This window comes from Alloactinosynnema sp. L-07 (genome assembly GCF_900070365.1).
Taxonomy (GTDB): Bacteria; Actinomycetota; Actinomycetes; order Mycobacteriales; family Pseudonocardiaceae; genus Actinokineospora.
The window spans coordinates 6,359,252-6,385,893 of the sequence record NZ_LN850107.1 but is presented as its reverse complement, the minus strand read 5'-3'; the positions used below and the strand labels follow the sequence as shown (position 1 = coordinate 6,385,893).

27 protein-coding genes, 1 pseudogene and 2 riboswitches are annotated in these 26,642 nt (G+C 69.8%); of the genes and pseudogenes, 12 read left to right on the top strand and 16 right to left on the bottom strand.

The features are described from left to right. Nucleotides 1-7: 7 nt before the first annotated feature. The 3 genes from BN1701_RS29160 to ligD all read right to left on the bottom strand — a co-directional run bounded on the left by BN1701_RS29160 (nt 8) and on the right by ligD (nt 1,878). Nucleotides 8-436, bottom strand: coding sequence for a PPOX class F420-dependent oxidoreductase (locus BN1701_RS29160; protein WP_054054120.1), 429 nt, complete (start codon nt 434-436; stop codon nt 8-10). Nucleotides 437-451: 15 nt separating this feature from the next. Next, on the bottom strand, nt 452-829 hold the full coding sequence (locus BN1701_RS34825) for an NADAR domain-containing protein (RefSeq protein WP_231949746.1): 378 nt from the start codon (nt 827-829) through the stop codon (nt 452-454). An 86-nt stretch (nt 830-915) separates the two neighbouring features. Continuing rightward, nucleotides 916-1,878 carry a non-homologous end-joining DNA ligase gene (ligD, locus tag BN1701_RS29155; RefSeq protein WP_054054118.1) on the bottom strand — a complete coding sequence of 321 codons (963 nt, stop codon included), beginning with the start codon at nt 1,876-1,878 and terminating at the stop codon, nt 916-918. Between ligD and BN1701_RS29150 the strand changes: the two genes are divergently transcribed. Beyond that, entirely contained in the window at nt 1,877-2,848 is a 972-nt protein-coding gene (locus BN1701_RS29150; protein ID WP_054054116.1) for an o-succinylbenzoate synthase, read from the top strand. The two genes, ligD and BN1701_RS29150, sit on opposite strands and share 2 nt — an antisense overlap. On the opposite strand, the gene BN1701_RS29145 is transcribed toward BN1701_RS29150, so the two are convergent. The 4 genes and pseudogenes from BN1701_RS29145 to BN1701_RS29130 form a co-directional block, all read right to left on the bottom strand. Beyond that, complete coding sequence (locus BN1701_RS29145) at nt 2,820-3,395, bottom strand: Uma2 family endonuclease (protein ID WP_172803339.1); 576 nt, start codon at nt 3,393-3,395, stop codon at nt 2,820-2,822. The genes BN1701_RS29150 and BN1701_RS29145 overlap by 29 nt on opposite strands. Before the next feature lie 102 nt (nt 3,396-3,497). Then, nucleotides 3,498-5,120, bottom strand: coding sequence for a chaperonin GroEL (gene groL / locus BN1701_RS29140; protein ID WP_054054112.1), 1,623 nt, complete (start codon nt 5,118-5,120; stop codon nt 3,498-3,500). A gap of 169 nt (nt 5,121-5,289) precedes the next feature. Beyond that, nucleotides 5,290-6,536, bottom strand: a pseudogene (locus BN1701_RS29135) (serine/threonine-protein kinase). Between the two features lie 54 nt (nt 6,537-6,590). Further along, nucleotides 6,591-7,220, bottom strand: a complete 630-nt coding sequence (locus tag BN1701_RS29130; protein WP_054054110.1) for an AIM24 family protein — start codon at nt 7,218-7,220, stop codon at nt 6,591-6,593. A 62-nt stretch (nt 7,221-7,282) separates the two neighbouring features. Here BN1701_RS29130 and glp point away from each other — a divergent pair, with 62 nt between their 5' ends. The 4 genes from glp (at nt 7,283) to BN1701_RS29110 (ending at nt 12,937) form a co-directional block, all read left to right on the top strand. Next, the gene (gene glp / locus BN1701_RS29125; RefSeq protein WP_054054108.1) at nt 7,283-8,512 is read left to right on the top strand and encodes a gephyrin-like molybdotransferase Glp; all 1,230 of its coding nucleotides are present in this window, start codon (nt 7,283-7,285) and stop codon (nt 8,510-8,512) included. 284 nt (nt 8,513-8,796) lie between these two features. After that, nucleotides 8,797-9,516: a phosphatidylserine decarboxylase gene (locus BN1701_RS29120; RefSeq protein ID WP_054054106.1), complete on the top strand. Its 720-nt coding sequence runs from the start codon at nt 8,797-8,799 to the stop codon at nt 9,514-9,516. After that, entirely contained in the window at nt 9,516-10,487 is a 972-nt protein-coding gene (gene pssA / locus BN1701_RS29115) for a CDP-diacylglycerol--serine O-phosphatidyltransferase (RefSeq protein WP_054054104.1), read from the top strand. Before BN1701_RS29120 ends, pssA begins: the two co-directional genes overlap by 1 nt. A 179-nt stretch (nt 10,488-10,666) precedes the next feature. After that, on the top strand, nt 10,667-12,937 hold the full coding sequence (locus BN1701_RS29110; RefSeq protein ID WP_054054103.1) for an AAA family ATPase: 2,271 nt from the start codon (nt 10,667-10,669) through the stop codon (nt 12,935-12,937). A gap of 46 nt (nt 12,938-12,983) precedes the next feature. Here the strand turns inward: BN1701_RS29110 and BN1701_RS29105 are convergent, their stop codons facing one another. The 3 genes from BN1701_RS29105 to BN1701_RS29095 form a co-directional block, all read right to left on the bottom strand. Next, complete coding sequence (locus BN1701_RS29105) at nt 12,984-13,373, bottom strand: SSI family serine proteinase inhibitor (protein WP_067520926.1); 390 nt, start codon at nt 13,371-13,373, stop codon at nt 12,984-12,986. Between the two features lie 318 nt (nt 13,374-13,691). Further along, on the bottom strand, nt 13,692-14,306 hold the full coding sequence (locus tag BN1701_RS29100; RefSeq protein ID WP_054054099.1) for a LytR C-terminal domain-containing protein: 615 nt from the start codon (nt 14,304-14,306) through the stop codon (nt 13,692-13,694). Then, entirely contained in the window at nt 14,303-14,617 is a 315-nt protein-coding gene (locus BN1701_RS29095; RefSeq protein ID WP_054054098.1) for a DUF3263 domain-containing protein, read from the bottom strand. The genes BN1701_RS29100 and BN1701_RS29095 overlap by 4 nt, the downstream gene beginning before the upstream one ends. 155 nt (nt 14,618-14,772) lie before the next feature. On the opposite strand from BN1701_RS29095, the gene BN1701_RS29090 reads away from it, so the two are divergent. Together BN1701_RS29090 and BN1701_RS29085 are read left to right on the top strand one after the other, a co-directional pair. Then, complete coding sequence (locus tag BN1701_RS29090) at nt 14,773-15,348, top strand: peptide deformylase (protein WP_054054095.1); 576 nt, start codon at nt 14,773-14,775, stop codon at nt 15,346-15,348. 218 nt (nt 15,349-15,566) lie between these two features. After that, complete coding sequence (locus BN1701_RS29085) at nt 15,567-16,169, top strand: LysE family translocator (RefSeq protein ID WP_231949745.1); 603 nt, start codon at nt 15,567-15,569, stop codon at nt 16,167-16,169. Here BN1701_RS29085 and BN1701_RS29080 read toward each other — a convergent pair. Further along, the gene (locus BN1701_RS29080; protein ID WP_054054092.1) at nt 16,166-16,807 is read right to left on the bottom strand and encodes a hypothetical protein; all 642 of its coding nucleotides are present in this window, start codon (nt 16,805-16,807) and stop codon (nt 16,166-16,168) included. The two genes, BN1701_RS29085 and BN1701_RS29080, sit on opposite strands and share 4 nt — an antisense overlap. A gap of 65 nt (nt 16,808-16,872) precedes the next feature. Then, a riboswitch (TPP riboswitch) is annotated at nt 16,873-17,002 on the top strand. Here BN1701_RS29080 and thiC point away from each other — a divergent pair. Both thiC and thiD read left to right on the top strand, forming a co-directional pair. Next, entirely contained in the window at nt 16,994-18,649 is a 1,656-nt protein-coding gene (gene thiC, locus BN1701_RS29075) for a phosphomethylpyrimidine synthase ThiC (RefSeq protein ID WP_054054090.1), read from the top strand. Its footprint overlaps the riboswitch before it by 9 nt. 13 nt (nt 18,650-18,662) lie before the next feature. Next, the gene (gene thiD, locus BN1701_RS29070) at nt 18,663-19,493 is read left to right on the top strand and encodes a bifunctional hydroxymethylpyrimidine kinase/phosphomethylpyrimidine kinase (RefSeq protein WP_054054088.1); all 831 of its coding nucleotides are present in this window, start codon (nt 18,663-18,665) and stop codon (nt 19,491-19,493) included. A gap of 25 nt (nt 19,494-19,518) precedes the next feature. Here the strand turns inward: thiD and BN1701_RS29065 are convergent, their stop codons facing one another. The 4 genes from BN1701_RS29065 to thiO all read right to left on the bottom strand — a co-directional run bounded on the left by BN1701_RS29065 (nt 19,519) and on the right by thiO (nt 22,228). Beyond that, a complete protein-coding gene (locus tag BN1701_RS29065; protein WP_054054086.1) occupies nt 19,519-19,968 on the bottom strand; it encodes a MarR family winged helix-turn-helix transcriptional regulator in 450 nt (149 codons plus the stop codon). Nucleotides 19,969-19,997: 29 nt separating this feature from the next. Continuing rightward, nucleotides 19,998-20,753, bottom strand: a complete 756-nt coding sequence (locus BN1701_RS29060; RefSeq protein WP_054054084.1) for a thiazole synthase — start codon at nt 20,751-20,753, stop codon at nt 19,998-20,000. A gap of 1 nt (nt 20,754) precedes the next feature. Further along, a complete protein-coding gene (thiS, locus tag BN1701_RS29055; protein ID WP_054054082.1) occupies nt 20,755-20,955 on the bottom strand; it encodes a sulfur carrier protein ThiS in 201 nt (66 codons plus the stop codon). Nucleotides 20,956-21,130: 175 nt separating this feature from the next. Beyond that, on the bottom strand, nt 21,131-22,228 hold the full coding sequence (thiO, locus tag BN1701_RS29050; protein WP_231949744.1) for a glycine oxidase ThiO: 1,098 nt from the start codon (nt 22,226-22,228) through the stop codon (nt 21,131-21,133). Continuing rightward, nucleotides 22,221-22,329, bottom strand: a riboswitch (TPP riboswitch). It overlaps the preceding gene by 8 nt. Before the next feature lie 29 nt (nt 22,330-22,358). Here thiO and thiE point away from each other — a divergent pair. The 3 genes from thiE to BN1701_RS29040 all read left to right on the top strand — a co-directional run bounded on the left by thiE (nt 22,359) and on the right by BN1701_RS29040 (nt 25,205). Beyond that, nucleotides 22,359-22,997, top strand: a complete 639-nt coding sequence (thiE, locus tag BN1701_RS29045; RefSeq protein WP_054054080.1) for a thiamine phosphate synthase — start codon at nt 22,359-22,361, stop codon at nt 22,995-22,997. 482 nt (nt 22,998-23,479) lie between these two features. Next, nucleotides 23,480-23,869: a hypothetical protein gene (locus BN1701_RS36125; RefSeq protein WP_157368279.1), complete on the top strand. Its 390-nt coding sequence runs from the start codon at nt 23,480-23,482 to the stop codon at nt 23,867-23,869. Between the two features lie 382 nt (nt 23,870-24,251). Further along, the gene (locus BN1701_RS29040) at nt 24,252-25,205 is read left to right on the top strand and encodes a threonine/serine dehydratase (RefSeq protein WP_054054078.1); all 954 of its coding nucleotides are present in this window, start codon (nt 24,252-24,254) and stop codon (nt 25,203-25,205) included. Here the strand turns inward: BN1701_RS29040 and BN1701_RS29035 are convergent. Beyond that, a complete protein-coding gene (locus BN1701_RS29035; protein WP_082860444.1) occupies nt 25,195-26,598 on the bottom strand; it encodes an MFS transporter in 1,404 nt (467 codons plus the stop codon). The genes BN1701_RS29040 and BN1701_RS29035 overlap by 11 nt on opposite strands. Nucleotides 26,599-26,642: the final 44 nt, after the last annotated feature.

The following is a 26,642-nucleotide window of genomic DNA, read 5'->3' as shown; positions in this document are numbered from 1 at the left end:
CAAGACGTCAGTCGGCGATGTCCGCGAGGGCGATGACCTTGGTGATCGTGCCGAAGACCAGCAGCTCCCCCGGCACCGCGTTGCGCCTGCCGAACGCCTCCGCCTTGTCCTCACCCATGTATCGCGCGCCGAGGCGGGTGGCCCAGTGCAGGCTCAGGTCGAGGTCCTCGGAGATCTCCGCCTCGGCCTGGAACTGCACATACGAGTACGGCGGCTCGGCCAGGTCGACACACAGCGCGAACCGGGGATCACGGCGCAGCGCCTTGCCTTTTACCGTGTTCGCGCCGGTGTTGAACACGATCCGGTCGCGCTCATCGATCAGAAACCAGACCGGCGCGACGTGGGCCATGCCGTCGGCGCGGACGGTGGCGAGCTTGCCGGTGCGGGTGCCCGCCAGCGCGAAGGCCAGCCACTCGTCTCGATCCATCTTTCGCATGCCGCCGAGGGTTCCCTACCGAAGCCGGGCGCGCACCTCCATCAGGGCCTCCCCCAGCAGGTTCAACCCCGGCCACCGCGCGGGTGCTTCGGCTGGCCGTACCCCTAGCGCACAGCCCCCACCCAACCCAGGGGGGCGTCCCCTGGTCCAGTCTATCGGTGGTGGGGTTTGGGGCTTAGGAAATGGCGCTGCCTGTGGATGGTTGCCGGGATGTGGATACCCCTGCGCGATCCGCTTGGCGTCGTCGGAGCCACGCACCTCGCGGCCCAGGTCCTTGGCGGCGCGCGGGCTCTCGGCGCCGATGATCCGCTCGGCGGTGGCGTGGTCGCCGAACAGGCGGGCCTTGCCCGCCATCATGAAATGCTCGGCTGTGGCGTAGCGGATCCCGTCCACCACGAACTCCGCGGGCCACCACTGGCTCAGGCGGCTTGCCGATCTCGCCGTCGGGGAGCGGTCGATGGCCCCAGAACAGCAAGTACTCAGGCATCCGGTTCACCGGGGTCGGCGGCGCCGTCGCGGTCGTCGCGGTCGGCCCACTCGATGAGCTGGTCGATCTCGAAGACCGCCGCATCGATGCCTTCGTGCAGGTCGCCCAGCTCGGCGAAGCGGGCGGGCATGGTGGCGATGGTGAAGTCGTCCGGCCGCGCGTCGTCGATCTCCGACCACCGCAGCGGCGCCGACACCCGCCCCTCGGGCACGCCCCGCACCGAATACGCGGAGGCGATGGTGTGGTCGCGGGCGTTCTGGTTGTAGTCCACGAACAGCTGGGCCGGGTCACGGTCCTTGCGCCACCAGGTGGTCGTCACGTCGTCCGGCGCGCGCCGCTCGACCTCGCGGGCGAAGGCCAGGGCGGCGCGGCGGACGTCCTGGAAGCCCCAGCGGGGTTCGATTCGGACGTAGATGTGCAGGCCGGAGCCACCCGACGTCTTCGGCCAGCCGACCGCGCCGAGGTCGTCGAGGACCTCGTGGGCGACATGGGCGACCCGCTGGACCGTGGCGAAGTCGCAGGCCGGGCCGGGGTCGAGGTCGATGCGCCACTCGTCGGGCTTCTCGGTGTCGGCGCGGCGGGAGTTCCACGGGTGGAACTCGACGGTCGACATCTGCACCGCCCAGATCACACTCGCCAACTCGGTGACACACAGCTCGTAGGCGTGCCTGCCATAGCGCGGGAAGTCGACCCGGACCGTCTCCAGCCACGGCGGCGCACCATGCGGCACGCGCTTCTGGTGGACCTTCTCCCCCGCCACGCCCTCGGGGAACCGGTGCAGCATGCAGGGCCGCTCCCGCAGGGCGCGGACGATGCCGTCGCCGACCGACAGGTAGTAGTTGGCCAGGTCGAGCTTGGTCTCCCCGCGCGCGGGGAAGTACACCCGGTCGGGGTTGCTGATCCGGACCGTACGGTGGCCGACGTCGATCTCGACCGCGGGCGGCTTGGCTGCCATGTCTGCCAAGGTAGTGCCCGTGGCTGACGTTCGCGTGTACTCGATCCCGATGCGCACCCGCTTCCGCGGCATCACCGTCCGCGAGGGCATCCTCCTGCGCGGCGACGCAGGCTGGGGCGAGTTCTGCCCGTTCTGGGACTACGACGACGCCGAGTCCGCCCCTTGGCTGGCCAGCGCGCGCGAGGCCGCCGACCTGGGCTGGCCCTCGCCGGTGCGCGATCGAATCCCGGTGAACTGCACCGTTCCGGTGGTCTCGCCGGAACTCGCGTTCGAGATCGTCAAGGCGTCGGGGTGCGGCACCGCGAAGGTGAAGGTGGCCGAGTCGACCTTGACGGAGGACTGCGAACGGGTCGCCGCCGTCCGCGATGCCTTGGGCCAAGGCGCCATCCGCGTCGACGCGAACGGCGCCTGGGACATCGACACCGCCATCACCTCGATCCGCGAACTCGACCGCGCGGCGGACGGGTTGGAGTACGTCGAGCAGCCTTGCCGCACGATCGAGGAACTGGCCGCGGTCCGAAAGCGGGTCGACGTCCCCATCGCCGCCGACGAGTCCATCCGCCGCGCCGAGGACCCGCTCCGGGTGGCGCTGGCGGGAGCGGCGGACATCGCGGTACTCAAGGTCGCCCCACTTGGCGGCGTGCGCCGCGCGTTGGCGGTGGCGGAGGCGTGCGGCCTGCCGATCGTGGTCTCATCGGCCTTGGAAACCAGCGTCGGCCTAGCCGCTGGAATAGCCCTGGCCGCCGCGCTGCCCGAACTGAATCACGCGTGCGGCCTGGCCACGCTGTCGTTGCTGCTCGGAGACGTGACGTCGGCACCGTTGCGCCCGACGGACGGCTGGCTCCCCGTCCCTGCGAGTGCGCCCGAACCCAACGCCCACATCGCCGCCGATCCCGAGACCAACGCCCGCTGGCTCGCCCGTTTGGACGCCGTGGCCGGAATCAGGAGAGGTCGGCCAGGTCCAGCTTGACCGGGACCGGCGCGGCCGTGATCGTCCCGACCGGCTTGACGACGTTCTCTTCGATGTACTGGCCCTTGTCCCACCGGTATGCGGTCAGTACCGGACAACGAAACTCATCGCCCAGATCAAGCGTCCACAAGAACGGCACCTCGGCCGCCGCGTACGCGGCGAACTTGGTCTCGCGCTCCACGCGCCGGTTGGCGGGCGACCAGATCTCGACCACGAGCGCCACCTCGTCAGCACCGAAGCTGACTCCGATCGGCTTCTTGGTCAACACGACCACGTCGGGAATCAACGCGGTTCGCCATGCGGTAGAGATCCGCACAGCGACCGCCGGAACCACGCACAGGCCATGCCTGCCAGGAGCAGCTAGCGCATCGTCGACCATGCGCGCGATCCTGTAGGCGGCGGTCTGATGTTCGCCAGACCGAGCCGGGGTCACATGCAGATGCCCCACGATCAACTCAAGACGCGACCCGTCAATCGGCGGATCCGCCGCCAACCAGTCGTCAACGGTGAGCGGACCGATAGTCGCGTGTTTGCCCGCAGATGTCACGAACCCATTATCCATTACCGCACGCGCCCACGCGATCACGCTATGAACAGCCGAAAGGCCCGGTTCCGAGGAACCGGGCCTTTCGAGTACACCAGGCGTGGACTAGAAGTCCATGCCACCGGTCGGGTCGCCCGCGGGGGCGGATCCGGCCTTCTCCGGCTTGTCGGCGACGACAGCCTCGGTGGTGAGGAACAGCGCGGCGATCGACGCGGCGTTCTGCAGTGCCGAGCGGGTCACCTTGGTCGGGTCCGGCACGCCGGCGGCGAGCAGGTCCTCGTAGACGCCGGTCGCGGCGTTGAGGCCGTGGCCCTGCGGGAGGCCCTTGACCTTCTCCACGACGACGCCACCCTCGAGACCGGCGTTGATCGCGATCTGCTTGAGCGGGGCCTCGACGGCCACGCGGACGATGTTGGCGCCAGTGGCCTCGTCGCCCTCAAGCTTCAGACCGGCGAACGCGGCCTCAGCGGCCTGCAGCAGAGCCACGCCACCACCGGGGACGATGCCCTCCTCGACAGCGGCCTTGGCGTTGCGGACCGCGTCCTCGATGCGGTGCTTGCGCTCCTTGAGCTCGACCTCGGTGGCGGCACCGGCCTTGATGACCGCGACACCACCCGCGAGCTTGGCCAGACGCTCCTGGAGCTTCTCGCGGTCGTAGTCCGAGTCCGACTTCTCGATCTCGGCGCGGATCTGGTTGACGCGGCCCTGGATCTGCTCGGCGTCACCCGCACCCTCGACGACGGTGGTCTCGTCCTTGGTGACGACGACCTTGCGGGCCTTGCCCAGCAGCGCGATGTCGGCGTTCTCCAGCTTGAGGCCCACGTCCTCGGAGATGACCTGGCCACCGGTCAGGATCGCGATGTCCTGCAGGATCGCCTTGCGGCGGTCGCCGAAGCCCGGGGCCTTGACGGCGACGGACTTGAAGGTGCCGCGGATCTTGTTGACGACCAGCGTGGCAAGGGCCTCGCCCTCGACGTCCTCGGAGATGATCAGCAGCGGCTTGCCGGACTGCATGACCTTCTCCAGCAGCGGGAGCAGGTCCTTGACCGAGGAGATCTTGGAGCCGAACAGCAGGATGTACGGGTCCTCGAGGACCGCTTCCTGACGCTCGGGGTCGGTCACGAAGTAACCGGAGATGTAGCCCTTGTCGAAGCGCATACCCTCGGTGAGCTCAAGCTCCATACCGAGAGCGTTGCTCTCCTCGACGGTGATGACGCCTTCCTTGCCGACCTTGTCGAGCGCCTCGGCGATCAGCTCGCCGATGGTGGTGTCGCCCGCGGAGATGGACGCCGTGGCGGCGATCTGCTCCTTGGTCTCGACCTCCTTGGCGTTCTTGTGCAGCTGCTCGATGACCGCCTCGACGGCGATCTCGATGCCACGCTTCAGCGACAGCGGGTCAGCGCCTGCGGCGACGTTGCGCAGACCCTCGCGCACAAGCGCCTGGGCGAGCACGGTGGCGGTCGTGGTGCCGTCACCCGCGACGTCGTCGGTCTTCTTGGCGACCTCTTTGACGAGCTCGGCCCCGATCTTCTCCCACGGGTCTTCGAGCTCGATCTCCTTGGCGATCGACACACCATCGTTGGTGATGGTGGGCGCGCCCCACTTCTTCTCGAGCACGACGTTGCGACCCCTGGGGCCCAGCGTCACCTTGACGGTGTCGGCGAGGATGTTCAGGCCGCGCTCGAGGCCGCGGCGCGCGTCCTCGTCAAACGCGATCAACTTGGCCATTGCGGTGTGGTCCTCCGTTGGTGGAAGCACGTAGCTTGGCCAGGCTCGGTGCCCGCGACGGACGACCGGCTTCATTCGCCGGCCTCACCGTCCCGACCTTTGGCACTCGGAGAGGCCGAGTGCTAACTCGGTTTTAGCACTCTGGGCCGTCGAGTGCAAGAAATGCCGCCTAGTTGGAGGGCGGCGCCACAAGCGAGATGGACGGCAGCGTCTTGCGGGTGCTGGGCTTCCCCTCCGACGACGGCTCGCCGCCGGTGCCCGGCCCGACCGGGATCGAGGGCCCAGTGGTCTGCGGGTTCTGCGGGGTCTGGCCGTCGTCGGGCTCGGACAGGAAGAAGATCGCCCCGACGATCAGGCCGACCGCCACCAGACCGACCAGCACGGGCGCCAGCCAGCGGTTTCCGCCGCGCTCCTTGCCGAACGCCGTGCTGCCCGCGGGCACCGGTGGGCGCAGGCGGACCGGGTCGCCGTGCGCGGGCTGCGGGACCGGCCGGGGCGCGACCCGGGTGGCGGGCGGCGCCTGCTGCTGGGGGACGGGAACTGCTGGAACGTCTGCTGCGGCCGCGGCGGCGCGACCGGCCGCGGCGGGGCGGTCAGCGCCTGGCGGGCCGCGGCGATCAGCTCGCGGCAGCTGGCGTAGCGCTGGCCGGGCTGCTTGGACATGCCGCGCCGGATCACGTCGTCGATGGCGGGCGGCAGGGACACGAACTCGGTCAGCGCGGGTGGCTCCCGGTTCAGGTGGCCCTGGATGACCTCGGGCACCTGACCCTGGAACGGCGGGCGGCCGGACAGGCAGGCGAACAGCACGCAGGCCAGCGAGTACGCGTCGGTGCGGCCGTCGACCGGCTCGCCGCGCAGGTGCTCGGGGGCGGCGTAGGTGGGCGAGCCGAGGAAGTCGCCGCCGCGGGTGCGGTGGCCGGTGGCACCGCGCCGGGTCAGGCCGAAGTCGGCGACGTAGATGTGCTCGGTGGCCGACTCGCGCGAGGTGACCAGCACGTTGGCGGGCTTGACGTCGAGGTGGACCAGCCCGCGCTCGTGCAAGTTGTCCAGCGCCTCGGCCACCTGGCTGAGCAGGCTGATCGCCCGCTGCGGGGCCAGCGGCTCGCCCTTGATCAGCGAGGCCATGTCAGAGCCCTCGACCAGCCGCATGGCGATGTAGAGCAGCCCGTCGACCTCGCCGAAGTCGTAGAGCGGCACGACGTTGGCGTGGTCGATGGCGGAGGTGTTGCGGGCCTCGTCGACGAAGCGCTCGCGGAACTCGGGGTCCTCGGTGAGGTGTTCGGCGATCACCTTCAGCGCGACCTTGCGGCCGAGTCTGATGTCGGTCGCCCGGTACATCACACTCATTCCGCCCTTACCGAGCACTCCGTCGATGCGGTAATGCCCTAGGCGACGCCCGGTGAGGTCCTCCGACACGCCTGGAGCCTAACGCCCTGGATATGACGCTCGCGTTCGGTTCCGCGAGATCACTCAGCGGGCTAGCCACGCGGCCATCGCTCGGGGGGTGCGGGTTTGGGTGAGCAGGCGGCCGGGGCCGGCGAAATCGAGCATCAGACCCTCCCCGGTGCGCACCGACTGCGGCGCGGACTGGCTCACCGCGCGGAGCCTGCACTGGGTGCCGTCGGTGAACGCGAGCAGGCTCGCCGGGTCGACGGTGATCGCCTCGCCGGGCTCCAGCACGACCACATCGAGCGCGCCACAGCAGGCCAGTACCACGGTGCCGACGCCGCTGACGTGCTCCAGGAATCCGTGCTCGGCGCCGAACAGCGCGTGGAAGCCGGGCCAACCCGGGTCGACGCGCAGGGTGCTGGTGACCGCGAGACAGCCGCCGCGGGCCACGCACCAGCCCGCCGTGCCGTCCAGCTCCAGTGAGTAGACCTCGCCGGGGAGCCCGGGCGCGACGTCGACCCAGCCGCCCTCGGCTGGAGCGGTGAACACCGTGGGCCGAACCTTGGACCGACCGCCACCGCCGCGCGGGTCGACGTGCACGCCGTAGCTGGTGGCCAGCAGCGCGGTGTAGTCGGCTTGGACGGCCTCGCCCGGCGCGAGCAGCAGTCGCGCCACGCCGAACGCAGGCGTGTGCCGAGTGCGGACCTGCAAGGGTCCCCCTCTCCCGCGAGACGACGCGCCCCGCCGCGGCCGTCCGGTAGCGGCAGTCTGGCATGCGCGGGCGGCGGACACGGCAGGATGGCCTAGTGCCCAAACGCGTTTACACCGCTGAGGAATACCGCGCCGAGGTCGCCGCGCTCCTGCCGCCGCTGCCCGTGACCGCGCTGCCGCTGTCCGACTGCCTCGGGCTCGTGCTGGCCGAGGACGTGGTCGCCGGGGTCTCCCTGCCGCCGTTCGACAACTCCGCGATGGACGGCTACGCCGTGCGCGCCGCCGACGTGGCCGCCGTGCCGGTGACGCTGCCGGTGGCCGACGACATCCCGGCCGGCCGCGTCGACGTGCGGCCGATGGCGGCGGGCACCGTGCACCGGATCATGACCGGGGCGCCGATGCCACCGGGCGCCGACGCGGTCGTCCAGGTCGAGCTGACCGACGCCGGGACCGAGAACGTGCTGGTCAACGCGGCCGTGCCCGCGGGCAGGCACGTGCGGCGGGCGGGTGAGGACGTGGTCGCGGGCGACACCGTGCTGCGCGCGGGGACCGTGCTCGGGCCGCCGCAGCTGGGGCTGGCCGCCGCGGTCGGGCTGGGCACGCTGCCGGTGCGCAGGCCGCCGCGGGTGCTGGTGCTGTCGACCGGCTCGGAGCTGGTCGCGGCGGGCGAGCCGCTGCCGCCGGGACACATCTACGAGTCCAACAGCGTGCTGATCGCCGCCGCCGTCCGGGAGATCGGCGGCGTGGCGACGGTGCTGCGGTTCGTGCCGGACGACGTCGAGAAGTTCCGGGCGGTCATCGCCGAGCACGCCGCGGGCGCGGACCTGCTGGTGACCTCGGGCGGGGTGAGCGCGGGGGCGTACGAGGTGGTCAAGGACGCGCTGAGCGGGAATGGGGTGGAGTTCGTCAGGGTGGCGATCCAGCCGGGCGGGCCGCAGGGCTTCGGCGTGGTCGACGGACTGCCGGTGCTCACCCTGCCCGGCAACCCGGTGAGCGCGGCGCTGTCGTTCGAGCTGTTCGTCCGGCCCGCGCTGCTGGGCGCGCTCGGCCACCGGGTCGTGGACCGGCCGCGGGCCAAGGCGCGCAGCACGGCGGCGATGTCCTCGCCGGAGGGCCGCACGCAGTACCGGCGGGGCCGCCACGACGACGGGATGGTCGAGGTGGTGCCGGTCGGCGGGCCGGGGTCGCACCTGCTGTCGTCGTTCGCCGCGTCCAACTGCCTGATCGAGATCCCGGTCGGGGTCGCCGAGGTGGCCCTGGGCGCCGAGGTCGACCTGATCCTGCTCGACTGAAATCGTTGAAATGTAGGAATGTTGAACAGTTCTACAAGCCTACGATCGACATCCGCTGTATTCGAGAACGGTGGGTAACCGACCACTCACCGACCTCGTTGATCGGATGGGACGCGAGCGAGTAGTATCGAGGTGCTCCACAACGGGGCATCCGACCGGCCTGTGCGCCGTCGGGGGGCGTACAGACTGGTCGGATGCCCCGTGTTCACGCTCATGGTCAGGCCGGTTCGCGACTGGCGTAGCGTGTGGGCAAATCCGGCCCACTCGCGAGGACCAGCCACCTGATGAGCGACCCGTCGCAGCCTTCCTCTTCCCCCGTGCAGCACGCGATCGAGCTGACGAAGAGCATCGTCCCGCCGATCCACCCCGGCGGCCGCCCGTTCGTCTTCGGCGCGGTCGGCGCGACGCTGGTCGTGCGCCTGCTCTCGCGTCGCGCGGGCGTGCTCGTCGCGGTGTTCACCGCCTGGCTGGCGTGGTTCTTCCGCGAGCCCAAGCGGGTCACCCCGCAGCGCCCCGGCATCGCCGTGGCCCCGGCCGACGGCACGGTGTCGCACGTCATCGAGGCCGTCCCGCCAGCCGAGCTGGGCCTTGGCGACACCCCGATGCTGCGGATCAGCACGTTCCTGTCGGTCTTCGACGTGCACGTCCAGCGCGCCCCCGCCACCGGCCAGATCGTGCGCGCCCTGCACAAGGAAGGCGAGTTCCTTTCCGCCGACCTCGACAAGGCCAGCGAGGTCAACGAGCGCAACAGCCTGCACCTGCGCACCGCCGACGGCCACGACCTCGCCGTCGTGCAGATCGCGGGCCTGGTGGCGCGCCGGATCATCTGCCAGGTCGCCGACGGCGACAAGGTCACCGCGGGTGCGACGTACGGCCTGATCCGCTTCGGCTCCCGGGTCGACCTGTACGTGCCCGCGGGCAGCCGCGTGCTGGTCGAGGCCGGTCAGCGCACAATCGGCGGCGAGACCGTGCTGGCCGAGCTCGCCTCATCCTCGGAGAACTGATGGCACCCGCGTCACCCGGCGTCCGCCTGCTCCCGAACGCGCTGACCGTCCTGGCGATGTGCGCCGGACTCTCGGCGGTCCAGTTCGCGCTGCGCGGACAACTGGCGGCGACCATCGCCGCCATCGGCGTCGCGGCGATCCTCGACAGCCTCGACGGCCGCATCGCCCGCCTGCTCGACGCCACCTCCAAGATGGGCGCCGAGCTGGACTCGCTGGCCGACGCGATCTCCTTCGGCGTGGCGCCCGCGCTGGTCCTCTATGTGTGGAAGTTCCCGAACAACCGCTTCGGCTGGATCATCGCGCTGATCTTCGCGGTGTGCATGATCCTGCGCCTGGCCCGCTTCAACACCCTGCTCGACGACACCGAGCAGCCGCCGTACGCCAAGGAGTTCTTCGTCGGCGTGCCCGCCCCCGCCGGTGGCCTGCTCGCGCTGCTGCCGCTGATCCTCACCATCGAGTACGGCGACCACGGTGCTTGGTGGCAGTCCCGTTGGGCTGTCGCTATCTGGGCCGTAGCCGTCGCTGCGCTGCTGATCAGCCGGATCCCGACACTGTCGGTGAAGTCGGTCCGGGTCCCCCCGCGCGCCATCGCCCCGCTGCTGGTCGGCGTCGGCCTGCTGGCCGCGGCGGTGATCACGTATCCGATGATCGCTCTGGCGACCGCGCTGGTCATCTATCTGCTCCACATCCCGTATGCGGCGCGGCGCAAGCACTGGCTGGCCAACCACCCGGAAGCCTGGGACATCCCGCCGAGCGAACGCCGGGCGATCAAGCGCGAACACGGGTCCCGTCGCCTCGGCCTGCGTCCGGTCCCGCTCTACAAGGTCGCGGGCGCGGCCCGTCGCGCGGTGCGTCTCCCCAACCGCAACGGCGACCGCGACCACCCGGTGACGCCTGAGCCGCGGGTCGCCGGACCCGTCCGGCGACGATCGTGGCGCCGGACCGGACTTCGCCGCGAGAACCGGCCCTAGTGGTGTGTCCATGAGCGTTGTCGGGCTATCGGCGGATCCAGGTTTCCGGTGGGCGTGCCGCCGGAATGCCGCTCGTACTGGGTGTACTTGGGCGTTTCGGCGGTGCGGCCAGCGGGAAGCTGGGCCGTCGAGAGCCCGGCAACGCTCATGGACACACCACTAGCCCATAAGGTGTCAGCGTGGGATCACAGATCACGTTGACTGCCCGATTGACGCCCTCCGCGCTGGACACTCGTCGGGGGGTTGTTCGGTTGCATCGGGAGGTGCTCGATGCTCTTGGGCTGCGGCAGTGGGACGCTGTCCAGCTCACTGGGGCGCGGGTCAGTGCGGCGCTCGCGGCTGAGGCCGGTGGGCCGACCGGGGTGATCCTTCTTGATGACGTCACCATGTCCAATATCGGTGTCACCGAGGGCTCTGAGGTTGTGGTGTCCCCTGTGGAGGTCGCGCCCGCCCGCTCGGTGACCGTCGCGGGGTCCCGGCTGGCCACCACCTCCCTTACCCCCGAGACCGTCCGGCTGGCCCTGGTCGGCAAGGTCCTGACCGTGGGCGACGCGGTCTCGCTGTTGCCGCAGGATCTCTCCCCGCCGCCCGGATCCGACGTTTCGGCTGTGCGCGGCAAGTTGTCTCGCGCGATCGGGACGACATGGACCAACGAACTTCTCACGGTGACCGCCACCGATCCCGCAGGCGCGGCCACCGTCCACCCGTCCACTGTGGTCGGTTGGCGCGACGGGCCGCGCACTGGTGATAGGCCCGTCCGCGCGACCGGGCAGGCCGCCCAGGCCGCCCCATCGGGTCAGGGCGTCCAGGTCACGGCCCAGTCGACGCGGGCGGGCGTGGAGTCGGTGGGCGTGGCGGAGCCCGAGCAGGCGCCGGTTCCGATCGCGGATCTCGTCGGTGCTGGTGAGGTCGCGCGCACGCTGGGCGAATGGTTCGAGCTGGCGTTCACCCGGCCGGAGCTGCTGGCCAAGCTCGGTGCCGCGCCCCGGCTCGGGGTGTTGGTGACCGGGCCGGAAGGTGTCGGCAAGTCCACGCTGGTCCGTGCGGTGGCCCACACGCAGAAGGCCGCCGTGGTCGAACTCGTCGGCCCCACGGTCGCGGTCCTGGAAGCCAACACGACGGCGGCCAGGGTCGAGGAGGCCATCGCGGCGGTTCGTGCGCATGCCGACGCGGGGACCCCGGTGGTCCTGCTGATCGCCGACCTCGACGCACTGCTCCCCGCGACCGCGCCGCCGCCGGTGGCGACCGTGGTGCTCGACTCGCTGCGTGCGGCGGTCAAGATTCCCCGCGTCGCCCTGGTCGCGACCACCGCGCACCCGGAGGCGGTCGACCCGCGGGTGCGCGGTGTCGAGTTGATCGACCGGGAACTCAGCCTGCCCCTGCCCGACGGCAAGACCCGCACCGAGTTGCTGCGGGTGCTGTTCCGCGACGTACCCGTGGTGTCCGATGTGGACTTCGGTGCGGTGGCGGAGCGCACTCCCGGCTTCGTCGCCGCCGACCTCATCGCGCTGCGCCGTGAGTCGGCCATCCGTGCGGCGCTGCGGCACCAGGATGGCGACCCGCGCATCGAGTCCGAGGACCTGTTCGGCGCCTTGGACACGGTGCGGCCGACGTCGATGTCGACTTCGGACACCCTGCGGACCGGCGGCATCAGCCTCGATGATGTCGGCGACATGGCCGAGACCAAGCAGGCGCTCACCGAGGCGGTCCTGTGGCCGCTGCGCTACCCGGACTCCTTCGCCCGCCTCGGCGTCGCCCCGCCGCGCGGCGTGCTGCTGTACGGCCCGCCCGGCGGCGGCAAGACGTTCCTGGTCCGCGCGATGGCGGGCACCGGCCAGCTCAACGTGCTGTCGGTCAAGGGCGCCGAACTGATGGACAAGTGGGTCGGCGAGTCCGAACGCGCCGTGCGCGACCTGTTCCGCCGCGCCGCCGAGGCAGCCCCCGCCTTGATCTTCCTCGACGAGATCGACGCGCTCGCACCCCGCCGCGGCCAGTCGTCGGACTCCGGCGTCTCCGACCGCGTCGTCGCCGCCCTGCTCACCGAGTTGGACGGCGTGGAACCACTGCGCGACGTGGTGGTGATCGGCGCGACGAACCGCCCGGAACTGGTCGACCCGGCCCTGCTGCGCCCCGGCAGGCTGGAGCGGCTGATCTACGTCCCACCACCGGACGCCGATGCCCGCGCCGCCATCCTCAAGGCCACCGCCCGCAACACCCCGCTGGCCCCGGACGTGGACCTGGACGAGTACGCCAAGGAACTCGACGGCTACTCCGCGGCCGACTGCACTGCCCTGATCCGCGAAGCGGCCCTCACCGCCATGCGCGAGAGCATGGACGCGGCCGAGGTGACCGCGGCGCACCTGGCCGCGGCCCGGGCGGCGGTCGGTCCCTCACTCGACCCGGCGCAGGTCGCCGCGTTGGCGGCCTACGCCGAGACACGAGGATCCTGAACCGGGCGGAGGGCCGGGGTCTCCGGCCCTCCGCCGTGGTACTAGCTCAGATCGCGAACACCGAGCCAGTCGTGTTGGCGAACACGCACGGGTTGCCGTAGGTCCGGCTGAAGGACTTGTAGCGACCGTTCCAGTAGCCGCGCGCGGTCACCGTCACCGGGTCGTACTGCATGCTGCACATGCGGTCGGGGTTGACGTTGAGCGCGGCGAAGTCGCCGCCGACCGCCGAAAGCTGGCCGCACGCGGTGGCCGCGCTGCGGTGGTCACCCGTGGCGGGGTTGCACTTCAGGGTGCCGTAGTCGGTCGCCTGGCCGTTGTACTGGACGGTCATCCGGAACGAGGCGGTGTCAGCGGTGGTCGCCGCCGACGCCGCGGGGGCCGTCGCGGCCATTGCCGCACCCGCGACAAACACGCCAACGAGAATCTTGCGCAACATGGTAAAGCCTTTCTTCGCCCTTTCGGCCGTGATCGACGGCCGATATTTCGAAGGCTAGAACATGCCGCATGCGCGGGAATTCGCGGGTTTACCACTTCTTTTAACACATAACAATTGTCGGGTCGCCGTGGGCCGAATGGATCAACAGTAGAAACGGCGGGCGAACGGCGCTGAACTGCGAAGACCGCTGATCGACCGCGCTTCCTTTAGGCGTGGCAAGGCGTATCGCGACAGCACTGAAAGGAAGTGCTGTTCTTTGCCCAACTGACCCGTCGGCCTTTATAACGAATCAGAATCAGACTTGGCCGAGCCGCTGACCTATTTGTCGACCGACGGCGAGCGGTAGTCCCTGGTGACGATGAGGATCAGCCCGGGACTGGCGTCCTTGAGCCCTTCAAACCGCTCCTCGGCGCGGATTCCGAACACCTTGGCCAGTTCCTTCGCCGCGGCTTCCTCTTCGGTGCCGGGCCGGTAGTAGACCGTCGTGGTCGGGATCTTGCCCTGCGGATAGTTCGACGCCTCGGCGACCTGCCAGCCGTGCGCGGCCAAGTCCTCGGCGGCCTTGGCCGCGAGCCCGGTCTCGAGGCTGTTGTTGTAGACCCGCACCGGCTGGTCCCGAGTGGACGGACGCGTCTCGGGCGGCGCGGCCGTCGCCGTGGTCGCGACGGGCGCGGTGGTCGTGGTGGTGGCCGTCGTCGGCGCGGCGCTCGTGGCGGACGTGGGCGCCGAGGTCTCCGAGGACCCCGCGGTCCCGGTTGCCGGGGCGACGGTGGTCGTCACCGGCGGGGCCGACGACGGGTTCTGGTTCGCCGCGCTGTCGCCGTTGCCGCCGAGCAGCGTGATGACGCCGATCACCGTCGCGACCGCGGCCACGCCGATCAGGGCGAGACCCGCGACCTTGCCTGGGCGGACGGCGGAAGGATCTGTGGTCATCGCTGTTCCATTCCCAACCTGCTCCTGGAGCGGGCATTCAGCCGAGTGCCCCGCATCCGGCGCAGTCGCTTCACCAGCATCGGTTCCACGGCCAGCGCTTCCGGCTTCTCGATCAGCTCGTTGAGGATCTGGTAGTACCGGGTGCTCGACAGGTCGAAGATCTCGCGGATCGCCTGCTCCTTGGAGCCCGCCGCCTTCCACCACTGCTTCTCGAAGGCGAGCATCGTGTGATCCCGCTCACTGAGTCCGCCCGAGGGCTTCGGTTGCGTCGGCTGCGCGTCGGGCAGCTTGGGCATCTCAGCGGCGTTCATCTGGCTCCTTCGCCTCGTCTTGGCTGGCGAATCCGTGCTCCCGCACCGGAATCACACAGGTGTGATCCTCAAGCGCCATTACACCACGTCACCACCGGATGTGATCGTCATGTCCACGGCGCGTCCGACAACCCGCGTATAACTACCCTGCCCATATGACAGTTCACCCGATCCGGATCGTCGGCGACCCGGTCCTGCACAACCCGACCACGCCGGTCGACCGCTTCGACGGCGAACTCAAGACCCTGGTCGAAGACATGTTCGACACGATGGCCGCGGCCAACGGCGTTGGTCTCGCCGCCAACCAGATCGGCGTGGCCCTGCGGGTCTTCGTCTACGACTGCCCCGACGACGAAGGCGTGCGCCACCGCGGCACCGTCGTCAACCCGGTCCTGGAGACCTCCGGCATCCCCGAGGGCATGCCCGATCCCGACGACGACTTCGAGGGCTGCCTCTCAGTCCCGGGCGAGTCGTTCCCCACCGGCCGCGCCACGTGGGCCAAGGTCACCGGCCAGGACGTCGACGGCGCTCCGATCGAGGTCGATGGCACGGGCTTCTTCGCGCGCTGCCTGCAGCACGAGACCGACCACCTCGACGGCCTGCTCTACCTCAACCGCCTTGTCGGCCGCAACGCCCGCGAGTCCAAGCGGATGCTCAAGGCCAACCAGTGGGGCAAGCCCGGCCTGTCCTGGGACCCGAGCACCACCGAGGACCCCTTCGCCGACGACTAGGGCGTGTCCTGTGGATCATGGTGGGTGGGATTCGTGATCCGCTTGGTTCCTGGGCGTGCCGCGGGGACGGTCGCGTACTGGTTGTCCGTGGCCGTTCCCGCGGTGCGCCCAGGGGCCAAGCGGGCGCGGATACCGCCCGCCATGATCCGCAGGACATGCCCTAATCCTCCCCGGATAACCGGTGGCGATCAGCGTGACCGCTGTCGCACCATTCGGCGGTGACCTGGTCCAGCTTCCTCGCCTTCCTGCTCGCCTCGTTCGTCCTGGCCATGGTGCCGGGCGTGGGTACCGCGATGCTGCTCAAGCAGTCGATCCGCGGCGGCCGCCGGGGCGCGCTGGCGACGGTGGCGGGCATGGAGGTCGGCGTCGCGGTTTGGGCGGTGGCGGCAGGGCTGGGTCTCTCGGTCCTGCTGGTCGCCTCCGAGATCGCCTATCAGGTGCTGCGGATCATCGGGGTCGCCGTGCTGGTCTGGTTCGGGGCCAAGGCTCTGTTCGGCAAGCCCGACCACGCCGTCGACGACGTCCCGACCAGCGGTTCCGGGTTCCGCGCGGGGCTGCTGGTCAACCTGGCCAACCCCAAGCTGGCCGTGTTCGCCATCTCGTTCCTGCCGCAGTTCGTCTCCCCCGGCGCGGCGCGGTGGGTGTTGCTCGCGCTCGCCGGGTTGTGGGTGGTGATCGACACCGTCTGGTACCTGATGGTGGTCGCGCTGCTCGGGCGGGTCATGCGGTGGCTCAAGCGCACCGAGGTCCGCACGCGGCTGGAGCGGTTCTCCGGGGCCGTGCTGATCGCGCTCGGCATCCGGTTGGCGCTGGAGTCCTAAGCCGGCGCGCGCCAAGGTAAGTCGGGGAGCGCGGCCATGTCGGCGAAGGACTGGCTCGTCGACAGCTCCTCGGTCCGCCCGGCCAGCAGGTAGGTCCGCACGCGCTGGGCCTGGGCCTGCGACACGGGTTCGCCGGTCATCAGGAACGGCAGGGACAGCCGCCAGTAGGCCACCTGGTTGTCGCGCCTGCGGTGGGCGGCGCGCAAACCCGCCACGGTGACGCGCAGGGCGTGTTCGTTGTGGGTCATCGAGGTGGGCATCGCCGCGTAGTCCCAGGCCCAGCGGGACTGGTCGGCGCCCGCGCACCGCAGGCAGCCGGTGTCGCCGGTGCCCAGTTCGGCCCGGCAGGTCGGGCACACGGTCAGCCGCATGGCCCAGTCGGTGCAGGTCCACGGGTAGGCGCCCGGTTCGGCGCTGAACACCCGCGCCACCAGGTCACGTTCCTCCGGCTCGCCCGAGACCACGCCCTCGGCGTCGAGCAGGGCGGCCCAGTCGGCCAGCCAGTAGGCGTCGACGCGGTCGGCGCAGGACGTGCACGTCGGGTAGCCCCGGCCGACCAGCTCGGCGCACGCCGGGCAGGGAACGGCCGCGTGGGGACGGCCCAGGCGGCGGGCGCCCGGCGGGTACGGCTGCACCATGGTCAACAGGTTAGTGCTCGGTTGGCTTTGGCGCGTCCGCCGGCTAGGGTGCGAAGGACAACTGCACACCGCACCGCGGGAGCTCGCGCCATGGCGGGCTGAGAGGGCGGCTGGTGTCCATTCCTGGGACCCGGCGCCGCCGACCGATGAACCTGACCGGGTAATGCCGGCGTAGGGAGGATTTTCGTGACCGCTCTTGACGACCGCTCCGTGCGGCCCACCGTGACCACCGGTCCCATCATCGGGTCGCACAAGGTCTACCGCGAGACCGCCGACGGTCTGCGCATCCCCATCCGGCGGGTCGACCTCACCAACGGTGAGCACGTCGACCTGTACGACACCTCGGGCCCGTACACCGACGACACCGCCGCCATCGATGTCCACACTGGACTGCCGAGGCTGCGGGAGAGCTGGATCGCCGAGCGTGAGCCGGTGAACGGCGCGGTGACCCAGCTGGCCTACGCCAAGGCCGGGATCATCACCAAGGAGATGCGGTTCTGCGCCGAGCGTGAGGGCCTGAGCGCGGAGTTCGTGCGCGACGAGGTCGCCATCGGCCGCGCGGTCATCCCGGTCAACCGGTGCCACCCGGAGTCCGAGCCCGCGATCATCGGCAAGAAATTCCTTGTCAAGATCAACGCGAACATCGGCAACTCGGCGGTGTCGTCGTCGATCGAGGACGAGGTCGACAAGATGGTGTGGGCCTCCCGCTGGGGCGCCGACACGATCATGGACCTGTCCACCGGCAAGCGCATCCACGAGACCCGCGAGTGGATCATGCGCAACTCGCCGGTCCCGATCGGCACCGTGCCGATCTACCAGGCGCTGGAGAAGGTCGACGGCGACCCGACGAAGCTGTCGTGGGAGGTCTACCGCGACACCGTGCTCGAACAGTGCGAGCAGGGCGTCGACTACATGACCGTGCACGCGGGCGTGCTGCTGCGCTACGTGCCGCTCACCGCCAAGCGCGTCACCGGCATCGTCTCGCGCGGCGGGTCGATCATGGCAGCGTGGTGCCTGGCCCACCACAAGGAAAGCTTCCTCTACACGCACTTCGAGGAACTCTGCGACATCCTGCGCGCCTACGACGTCACCTTCTCCCTCGGTGACGGCCTGCGGCCGGGCTCGATCGCCGACGCCAACGACGAGGCCCAGTTCGCCGAGCTGCGCACCCTCGGGGAACTGACCCACATCGCCCGCGCCAAGGACGTGCAGGTGATGATCGAGGGCCCCGGCCACGTGCCGATGCACAAGATCGCCGAGAACGTGCGACTCGAAGAGGAACTGTGCGGCGAGGCGCCGTTCTACACCCTCGGTCCACTCGCGACGGACATCGCGCCCGGCTACGACCACATCACCTCGGCCATCGGCGCCGCGCAGATCGGCTGGCTGGGCACCGCGATGCTCTGCTACGTCACCCCCAAGGAACACCTGGGCCTGCCCAACCGCGACGACGTCAAGGTCGGCGTGATCACCTACAAGATCGCCGCGCACTCGGCCGACCTGGCCAAGGGCCACCCCCGGGCCCAGGAACGCGACGACGCGCTGTCCCAGGCGCGCTTCGAGTTCCGCTGGGAGGACCAGTTCAACCTCTCGCTCGACCCGGACACCGCGCGCTCGTTCCACGACGAGACACTGCCCGCGAGCCCAGCCAAGACCGCGCACTTCTGCTCGATGTGCGGGCCGAAGTTCTGCTCGATGAAGATCACCCAGGATGTGCGGAAGTACGCCGAGGAGCACGGCCTGTCCTCTGTGGAGGCTATCGAGGCGGGCATGTCGGAGATGTCGACGGAATTCGTCGAACAGGGCAAGAAGGTCTATCTCCCGGTCGTCGACAAGTCTTGAGAAGGATGCCGCTGTGCTAACTCCAGCAAGGACGCTGACCATCGCCGGATCGGATTCCGGTGGTGGCGCGGGTATCCAGGCCGACCTGCGGACGTTCTTCGCCTGCGGGGTGCATGGGATGACCGCGTTGACGGCGGTGACTGTGCAGAACTCCCTTGGGGTTACGGGGGTGCACACGGTGCCGCCGGAGGTGGTGGCCGCGCAGATCGAGGCGGTCGCGACCGATATCGGCGTTCAGGCGGCCAAGACTGGGATGCTGGCCACCGCGGCGATTATCGCCGCGGTGGCTGGGGCCTGTGACAGGGTCCATATCGGACAGACGATTCCGCTGGTGGTGGATCCGGTGGCGGCTTCGATGCACGGGGATCCGTTGCTGGCCGCCGAAGCTCTCGATGCGATCCGCACTCTGTTGTTTCCGCGGGCGACGTTGGTGACGCCGAATCTTGATGAGGTTCGGTTGATCACTGGTATTGACGTGCGGACGCGTTCTCAGCAGCGTGATGCGGCGAAGGCGCTGTTCGACCTCGGGCCCCTGTGGGTCCTGGTCAAGGGCGGGCATATGCGCGATGACGCGGAGTGCCTGGACTTGCTCTACGACGGCTCCGAATTCATCGAGTTGGTCGGGCCTCGGTATGACGTCACCGATACCCATGGCAGTGGTGACACGCTTGCTTCGAGTATTACGGCGGCGTTGGCTAAGGGGAATGACGTGGTGAGTGCTGTGCGGCTCGGTAAGGACTTCATTACTCGGAGCGTGCGCGCCGCATATCCCCTGGGCTCGGGAGTCGGACCGGTCTCTCCGCTGTGGCGGCTTCCCGATGCGGGGTCGTTCTTTGCGCCCTGAGCCGGGCGGGTGCCTCTTTTTTTACTTAGCTCTTCTGTTCCTCTGCTAGCAGTGCCTCTAGGACCGGGATCGCGTTGATTAGGCGCTTGTGGTCCTCTGCTGAGAGTCGTTCCAATCTGCGTCCTAGTTCGTGCACACGTGTCGAGCGGACGCCGGAAACTACCCGTTCGCCTTCCTCGGTCGCCCGTACCAGCCAGGCTCGGCGGTCGGCGGGGTCGGGTTCGCGCAGGGCCAGGCCGGTCTCTACCAGGCTTGCCACGATGCGTGACATGGTCGGGGCGGCGACGCCCTCCTTGCCTGCCAGGTCACCTAATCGTAGTTCGCCGCAGTTGACCAATGTGGACAGTGCGGAGATCGAGCCGTGGCCGAGGCCGGGGCTGCCGGAGCGGCGTAGCGACCGGGACAGTCTGCCGATCGCCAGGTAGAGGCGGGCCGGGATGTCGCCGGTGGCGGGGTCGCCCTCCGAAGTCGTCATACCTCATTGTGCCGCGCGCCACCAAGGCTTCATCGCGGAGGGCTGGATGCCTGGGCCCAGAACCGCTGCGGTATGCGGCCTGCCTGCCTGGCGAGTCTGCCCGCGACCACCGCCGAGCGCATCGCGGTGGCCATCTTCTCGGGGTCGGCGGCGCGGGTGACGGCGGTGGCCAGCAGCACCGCTGAGCAGCCCAGTTCCATGGCCAGCGCGGCGTCGGAGGCGGTGCCGATGCCCGCGTCGAGGATCACGGGGACGCCCGCGCGGGCGACGATCAGTTCGATGTTGTGCGGGTTGCGGATGCCCAGGCCGGTGCCGATCGGCGAGCCAAGGGGCATGACCGCCGCGCAGCCCGCCTCCTCCAGCCGCAGCGCCAGCACCGGGTCGTCGTTGGTGTAGGGCAACACCACGAAACCGTCGTCGACCAGGGTGGCGGCGGCGTCGAGCAACTCGATCGGGTCGGGGAGCAGGGTCTTGTCGTCGGCGACGACTTCCAGCTTGATCCAGTTCGTGCTGAGCGCCTCCCGAGCGAGCCGCGCCGTCAGTACCGCCTCGGCGGCGGTGCGGCAGCCCGCGGTGTTCGGCAGCGGGTCGATCTTCAGCCGCCGCAGGACTTCCAGCACCCCGGACCCACCGGCCGCGTCGACCCGGCGCAGCGACACCGTGGTCAACTCGGTCCCGGAGGCGACCAGGGCGCGTTCGAGTACGGCCAGGTTGGCGGCGCCGCCGGTGCCGGTGATCAGGCGGGAGGAGTACTCCCGGTCGGCGATGACGAAGGGGTCGTCCATGTCAGCCTCCCTGCACAGCGGTCAGGATCTCGACGGCGGCCCCGTCGGTCACCGTGGTCCGCGCGTGGTCGGCACGGGGCACGACCTCGCCGTCGACGGCGACCGCGATCCCGTTGGCGGGCAGGCCGAGCGCGGCGAGCACGTCGGCGACCGTCGTTCCGTCGGCGACCTCGCGGGGCTCGCCGTTGACCTCGATCCTCATCGCGTCCTTTCCAACTAGTGTTCTGCGCCGGAATCCGGCGTCTATATCGGTGGTCCAGGTTTCCGCTGGGTGTGCGGACGGAAGGTCCTCGTACTGGGTGTCCGTGGGCCTTTCGTCCGTGCGGCCAGCGGGAAGCTGGGCCGCCGAGATAGATGTCGGATTCCGGCGCAGGACACTAGCGGAACCGGGCGGGGTCCGCGGCCGGTTCTGGGGCGGCGCCGTCGCGCAGCATGGCCACGACCGAGGCCGCGGTGCCGGGCGCGAGCAGGAGCCCGTTGCGGTGGTGGCCGGTGGCGGCGAGCACCCCGGGTTCGAGCCAGCCGACCAGCGGCAGGTTGTCCCGGCTGCCCGCCCGCAGCCCGGCGGCGCACTCGGTCAGCGCGTACTCGGCGATGCCCGGCAGCACCTGCTCGGCGTCGGCCAGCAGGTCCCGCACGCCGCCGACGGTGACCTCGGTGTCGTAGCCCGCCTCGTACTGGGTCGCGCCGAGAACGAGTTCGCCGTCGGCCCTGGGCACCAGGTAGACCGGCCGCGACTCGACGTGCGCACGGATCGTCCGCACCGGGACCGGCAGCGCGCCCGGCCGGGCCCGCAGCCGCAGGATCTCCCCCTTGACCGGCCTGGTCACCGACTCCAGCGCGGGGTGCAGCGTCCGGCTCCACGCCCCGGCCGCGATGACCGCCACCTCACAGTCCACAGTGGAGCTGCCGAGGTCGACCGCGCCCGGCCGGACTCCGGTCGCCGCCGCCGGGAAGAACTCCACCCCCGCCGATTCGCAGGCGGACCGGAGCGCGATCAGCAGGCTTCGGTTGTCCACGGCCAGATCCCCCGGCACATTCAGTCCACTTCGGACCCGAGGCCCCAGCGCGGGCTCCAGCGCCCGCAGTTCGCGCCCGGTCAGCCGCTCGACGGCACGCCCCTGGCCGCGCAGATAGTCGGCGAGGACATTCAGCGTGCCGACATCGGCGGAGTCAAGCGCCAGCGCCAGAGTTCCGTGCGTGCTTAGCCCAGGATCGCCACCTCGCTGCCGCAACCGCTCCGCAAACGCGGGCCACAGATCCAGCGACGCGGCCCCCAGCGCGAGCACATCGTCCTCACCCGGCCACGACTCGGTGACCGGGGCGAGCATTCCGCCCGCCACCCACGAAGCACCGTGACCTGGGTCGGGATCGACCAAGACGACGCGGAACCCGGCCTCAGCCAGCGCCCACGCCACGGACAGCCCGATCACGCCACCGCCCACGACGGCGACGCGCTTGACGTCATTCACCACACACCACGCTCCCTGCGCCGGCATGACCCGGATCAGGTTCGACGGTCGGAGCGATCCCAGCTCCCTCTCAGCCCGTTTCTCGGACTCCCGTGCGACCAGGTTCCACCGTAGCGCACTACCGTGCGGTTCCATGCCAGGACTCAACGGTGACCAGATCCGCGCCAAGCTCCATACCGCGCGCCTCTACCTGTGCACGGACATCCGGCCCGACCTCGCCGAGTTCGCCGACGCGGCGCTCGCGGGTGGGGTCGACATCGTGCAGCTGCGGGCCAAGAGCCTGGAGGCAGGCCCCGAACTCAGGGCGTTGGCGACGCTGGCCGAGGTCTGTGCGGCCCGGGGCGCGCTGCTATCCGTCAACGACCGGGCCGACATCGCGCTGGCCGCCGGGGCGGACGTGCTTCACCTAGGGCAGGACGATCTCCCCGTCTCCCAGGCCCGCCGGATTCTGGGCGAGGACATCGTGATCGGCCGCTCCACCCACGACTTCGCCCAAGCCGACGCCGCCGCGCGCGAGCCGGGTGTCGACTACTTCTGCACCGGCCCGTGCTGGCCGACCCCCACCAAGCCCGGCAGGCCCGCCCCCGGACTCGACCTCGTCCGCGCGACCAGGTCGGAACGGCCTTGGTTCGCCATCGGTGGGATCGATCTGGCGCGGGTGCCGGAGGTGCTGGCGGCGGGCGCGACGCGGATCGTCGTCGTGCGGGCGATCACGGAGGCCGCCGACCCGGAGGCCGCGGCGAAGGCGCTGGTCACCGCGCTCGGCCACTGACCGGCGTGGGCGAGCCGCGCAGGGTTACGGCTCGCCCACTGTGCCCTCACGTGTCGCTCGGGGGGCGATAACCCGACGGTATGACGCGACTGCGCACCGTGATAGGCCCATCTGGACGCACGGGCCCGCAAGATATTCACATTCCCGTTCAGGTGGTGTATCGGCAGACTGGGTGCCGTGAACCTCGTGACTCTGGACGACATCCGCGGCCCTTGGCCGCGCTCGACGCATTGCCATTGGCGCAAACACCGGTCATCGCCCGGGCAGGTCGACCGCGACCACAGCCGAATCACCACCCGCACCATCCAGGTCCTGCCCGCACCCACGAACCTGCCATTCCCCCGCTTGCAGCAAATCCGGCTCAAACTCACATGACAATCTTGAACTGGCCATGGGTTGTCGCTACCGTTGGCTGCGCAAAGTAAACTCATCCATGGGGGATCCGAATGAACTTGCGAAGGTCCGTCACACGTGCGGCTGTCATGCTCGCCACTATCGTTTCCTCGGTGGTGATGGCAAACCCGGCGCAGGCGAGCGGCGGGGGGTGCAACGACATCACGCAGAACAATTGGCACATCGGTGTATGCAGTGGGGACGACGGCGTTCATATGTACCCGGACTATTACATCAACGCGGCCGCGCCATACTCCGGCACCTGCGTGTCGAGGAGCAGGGTCGACGTGTACCAGTACCAACGGCTGGTGGAATACACCGGCTGGGCTACTGCTGGATGCGCGAATGGACACTACACCCGACCATCCGTCAAGATCCAGGGTCGATCCTCTTCCCTTGAGTTCAGAACCCGAGTGCAGATCAGCGTCAATGGACGAACTGTCTACAACGCACTCGGCCCGGCCACCAAGTGCTGCTGATACTCAATGGATGAGCGAATGGGGACCTACGGACAGGCCCCCATTCGCCTGGCCTGTGGCATATCGAGGTGGACAGAGCAATCCTGACAGAGCTGTCAAAGCTGTTTCTTGTGTGCACGTCCACATGTGGACGTGCACACAAGCGTTTCGGGTCGGTCAGTTCTGCTCGAGCTCAGCCTTGATGACGGAGGCATTCACCAGGGCGGATCGCAGAATTGCGGCCGCGATCGCCTACGGAGAACTGCGAACGCGTCGCGCTCGAGGTCCTCGGCGAACGGTTCCGAACCCCAGGCGCTGGACGTCCCAGCCGCAGGTCCGGGCGTTGACGGTGCAACTGAGGAACCTCATTCCCGTTCAGGTGGTGTATCGGCAGACTGGTGCCGTGAACCTCGTGACTCTGGACGACATCCGCGCGGCCGCGGGCCGCATCGCCGGTGGTGCCACCCGCACGCCCCTGCTGACCTGCCTCTGGTCCGACCCCGATCGACCGCTGTGGCTCAAGCCCGAGAACTTGCAGCCCGTCGGCGCGTTCAAGATCCGCGGCGCCTACAACGCGCTGTCCCGGCTGACCGACGAGCAGCGCGCTCGTGGCGTCGTGGCCTACTCCAGCGGCAACCACGCCCAGGCCGTCGCGTACGCGGCCAAGGTGTTCGGCACCCCGGCGTGGATCGTGGTCCCCGAGGACACCCCGCAGGTCAAGATCGACGCGACCCGCTCGCACGGCGCCGAGGTCGTGCTCAGCGGGGTCGGGCAACGCGAGATCGTCGCCGACGCCATCGTCGTGGCGAAGGGCGCCACCCTGATCCCGCCGTTCGACCACCTCGACGTGATCGCTGGTCAGGGCACGATCGGCCTGGAGATCATCGAGGACCTCCCCGAGGTCGACCTGGTGCTCGTGCCGGTCAGCGGCGGCGGGCTGATCTCCGGCGTCGCCGCGGCGATCAAGGCACTGCGACCCGGCGCCCAGGTGTGGGCGGTCGAGCCGGAGCTGGCGGCCGACACGGCGGCCAGCCTCAAGGCCGGTGAGCTGGTGTCGTGGTCGGTGGCCGACCGCAACCGGACCATCGCCGACGGCCTGCGCTCGCAGCCCTCGCCGCTGACCTTCGCCCACCAGCAGGCGTTCGTGGACGGGATCGTCACGGTGTCCGAGGACGAGATCCGCGCGACCGTCGCCGATCTCGCGCACAAGTCGAACCTGGTCGCCGAGCCCAGCGGTGCCGTGGCGACCGCGGGCTACCTCTACCGCGCCGACGAACTTCCCCGAGGCCGCACGGTGGCCGTGGTGTCCGGCGGCAACGTCGACCAGACCCTGCTCGCGGAGTTGCTCAAGGCTTGACGTGCGTCGGTGGCGCGTCCACCGAGCAGTGCAGACAGTCGCCGGGGTGCGGGCAGTCCGGGGCGTGGTCCACCACGGCCAGGACATTGCCCCGCACCCCGAGCGCGAGCAGACCCCCGACGACGCACAGGCCCGCGCAGATCAGCAGGGCCGTGCGCCAGCTCGACGTGAGCGCGGTCGGGTCGGTGTAGGCCGCGCCGGTCAGGCCTGCGGCGGCGGGCAGGACCGCGACGGCGAGCAGGCCGCCGGTTCGGGCGACGGCGTTGTTGACCCCGGAGGCCACGCCCGCGTAACGGTCGGGCGCGGCGGCGAGCACGGTCGCGGTGACCGGCGCGACGACCACGGCTAGGCCGAGCCCGAACACGGTGACGGCGGGCAGGACCGAGCCGAGGTAGGTCGACCCAGGGCCGACCCGCATCAGCATCAGCATGGCCGCCGCGACGAGCAGCGGACCGCCGACGAGGAACCAGCGCGGCCCGTACTTCGAGGCCAGTGCGCCGAACCGGCTCGACAACAGCAGCATCACGATGGTGATCGGGACACTGGCGATGCCCGCCGCGGTCGGCGAGTAGCCCAGCGAGATCTGCAGCTGCAACCCCATGAGCATCATCACGCCACCCAGCGCGGCGTAGACCACGAAGGTCAGCGCGTTGGAGATGGCGAATGTCCGATCCCGGAACAGCGCGGGCGGTATCAGCGGGTGATCCCACTTCCACTGCCCCCTGATGAACTCAAGCATGAAGACCAGGCCGCCGATGAACACGGGGAACTCGACCCACTCCGGCGTGCCCGCGGGCAGGCCGATCAGTGCGACCGTGATACCCGCCAGCCCCACCGCGCCAATGGCCGAGCCCAGCCAGTCGACCCGGCCGTTGCCGTCCTCGTCACGGGTCTCCGGAACGAACTTCAGCGCGAGCCACACGCAGGCGACCGCGACCGGCACGTTGATCAGGAACGCCAGCCGCCACGACCACACCTGCACCAGCAGCCCGCCGACCAGTGGCCCGGCCGCCGCCGCGATCCCGCCAAGGGCCGACCACGAGCCGATCGCCCGCGCCCGGTCCTCTTTGTGGAACACCGACTGCAAGATCGACAGCGACCCCGGCGTCAGCAGGGCCCCGCCGATCCCTTGCAGCGCCCGGGCCGCGATCAGCGTTCCCGTGCTGCCCGCGAGTCCACACAAGACAGACGCGGCGCCGAACCAGACGACGCCGATCAGGAACACCTTGCGCCTGCCATAGCGGTCGCCCAAGGCGCCCGCGATCAGGATCAGCGAGGCCAAGGCCAGCAGGTACCCGTTGATGATCCACTGCAAACCCGCGACCGAGGCGCCCAGTTCGGCACCGATGCGCGGGAGGGCGACGTTGACCACCGTCCCGTCGAGCATGGCCATGCTCGACCCCAGAATCGTCGTGGCCAGCACCCCGCGCGCGGCGG